The sequence below is a fragment of the Mesorhizobium sp. M2A.F.Ca.ET.037.01.1.1 genome (assembly GCF_003998075.1).
Classification (GTDB): domain Bacteria; phylum Pseudomonadota; class Alphaproteobacteria; order Rhizobiales; family Rhizobiaceae; genus Mesorhizobium.
Window position 1 is genome coordinate 1 of record NZ_RZSA01000991.1, and the last position, 2,347, is coordinate 2,347.

Genomic DNA, 2,347 nt, shown 5'->3' on the forward strand with positions numbered 1-2,347 from the left:
GCACGCCACGGTCGAGCGAGACATCGAAGGTCTCGCTCTCGGCCACGTTGAACCAGGGGTCGAATTTGCCGCCGTCGAGTTTGAGGTAAAGCCGGCCGGCATGCATCAGCATAAGCCGCGTGGTCTGGTCGGCCAGCGCCTTTTCGACCGCGTCGTCGGCGCGGTTCTCGGACTGCCGGTCGATCCGGTTGCCGGCGAACCCGACAAACTGGCTCGGCTCGCGCAAAGGCGCGTCAAACAGGCGGAAGCTCATGGGGACTCAGGTATGCTGGTGGACACTGGTCAGCTTATAACGCCGCCTTGATCGTTTCGGCAAACCGCCTGATATCGGAGCGCTGATAGGGTTCGCGTATGCCGTGCCCCCAGACCGGACCCGGCCAGCCGGGGTCGCCCTCGGAGCGGGCGACGACATGGACATGCAGCTGGCGCACGATGTTGCCCAGAGCGCCGGTGTTTATCTTGGTGCAGCCGGTCACCCGCTTCAGCGCCTGCGCCACCATATTGGTCTCGAAGGTCAGCATCGCCTGGTCGAGCGGCGTCATTTCGTGCAACTCCTCGATGCCCGGACGCTGCGGCACCAGCACTAGCCACGGCCAGCGGCGATCATTCATCAATCGGAGTTCGCAAAGGCCAAGCCACATAAGCTGCTCGCTGTCCGCCTCCAGACGGGCGTCCAGCGTGAAACCGGCCTTGAGGCCAGGCAGCATGGGCGTTTCCTTTGTTTCTTGTAGCATTCTTCAAACCAACGAACGCTAGAGCGGCGGCAAGGTGGCTGCAAGCGATTCATTGACCGCTCTTGGCGATTTGAGGGACTTTCCGGTCTCCATATGGCCGCAGGCTCCGGCTCTGCCCTTGCATTTCGCCGCTGAATTGCCGATATGGAGCGCGGGAGGTTGGTGGTGGACGATCCACTCGCCAACCGGGTCAGGTCCGGAAGGAAGCAGCCCTAACGAGCCCGGAACGGGTCATTGTTCCAGCCTCCCACCTCTTCGCCTTTCTCCCGCGACATTGACGGCGCCAAGCCGTGCGGGCGAGACTATGCGCAGGAATCGGCCGCCTTCCGTCGCGGTCCTGGGAGCTTTTGACGGCGAATGAGCGAAGCCGGAAACTTGGGGACGGAAAGCCTGGAGACCGGTAAGGCCGGCGCCTATCGCGTCCTGGCGCGTAAATATCGTCCCTCGAATTTCTCCGAGCTGATCGGCCAGGAGCCGATGGTCCGCACGCTGACCAATGCCTTTGCCACCGGCCGCATCGCCCAGGCCTGGATGCTGACCGGCGTCCGCGGCGTCGGCAAGACGACGACAGCGCGCATCCTCGCGCGTGCCCTCAACTACAAGACGGCGACCGTCGACCAGCCCTCCGTCGACCTTTCGGTCCCCGGCGAGCACTGCCAGGCGATCATGGAAGGCCGCCATGTCGACGTCATCGAGATGGACGCCGCCTCGCACACCGGCATCGACGACATCAGGGACATCATCGACCGCGTGCGCTACGCGCCGGTCTCGGCCCGCTACAAGGTCTACATCATCGACGAAGTGCACATGCTCTCAACCCAGGCCTTCAACGGCCTGCTGAAGACGCTGGAAGAGCCGCCGCCGCACGTCAAATTCATCTTCGCCACGACCGAGATCCGCAAGGTGCCGATCACGGTCCTGTCGCGCTGCCAGCGCTTCGATTTGAGGCGCATCGATGCCGGCGCGCTGGTCGGGCATCTGTCCTCGATTGCCGCCAAGGAAGGCATTTCCGTCGACGACGACGCGCTCGCCATGATCGCGCGCGCCGCCGAAGGCTCGGCGCGCGATTCGCTGTCCATTCTCGATCAGGCGATCGCCCATGGCAGCGGCACCGTCAGCGCCGATGCGGTGCGCGCAATGCTCGGCCTCGCCGACCGCGCCCGCATCATCGACCTGTTCGAGCACGTCATGAAGGGCGACGTCGCGGCGGCGCTCGCCGAGTTCCGCGCGCAATACGACACCGGCGCCGATCCGGCCGCCGTGCTCACCGACCTTGCCGAGTTCAACCACCTCGTCACCCGCCTGCGCTTCGTGCCGGCCGCGGCCGACGATGCGTCGCTTTCCGAGGACGAGCGCCGGCGCGGCGCCGAATTCGCAGGCACGCTCTCGGTGCGCGTGCTGTCGCGGACCTGGCAGATGCTGCTCAAGGGCATTCCCGAGGTGCAGTCCTCCAACCGGCCGGTCAGCGCCGGCGAGATGGTGCTGATCAGGCTGGCGCATGCCGCCGATCTGCCGACGCTGGACGAGGCGCTGAAATCGCTGGAAGGCGCGGGTCCTCTGCCGAATGGCGCGCCGCGCGCCAATGGCGCACCGGCAAATCCAGGCAATGGCGG

General features: G+C 65.4%; 2 protein-coding genes, 1 other RNA gene and 1 pseudogene. 2 read left to right on the top strand and 2 right to left on the bottom strand.

Going from position 1 to position 2,347, the window contains the following annotated elements; genetic code table 11:
- Together EOA27_RS32365 and EOA27_RS32370 are read right to left on the bottom strand one after the other, a co-directional pair.
- Positions 1-253, bottom strand: a pseudogene (locus EOA27_RS32365) (NADH pyrophosphatase); the annotation flags it as partial.
- Positions 254-287: 34 nt separating this feature from the next.
- Positions 288-707: an HIT family protein gene (locus EOA27_RS32370; RefSeq protein ID WP_112127995.1), complete on the bottom strand. Its 420-nt coding sequence runs from the start codon at positions 705-707 to the stop codon at positions 288-290.
- 181 nt (positions 708-888) lie between these two features.
- Here EOA27_RS32370 and ffs point away from each other — a divergent pair.
- Both ffs and EOA27_RS32380 read left to right on the top strand, forming a co-directional pair.
- An RNA gene (gene ffs / locus EOA27_RS32375) (signal recognition particle sRNA small type) lies at positions 889-985 on the top strand.
- 106 nt (positions 986-1,091) lie between these two features.
- Positions 1,092-2,347 (top strand): DNA polymerase III subunit gamma/tau (locus EOA27_RS32380; protein ID WP_127258282.1); only part of this gene is annotated, 1,256 nt, incomplete at its 3' end.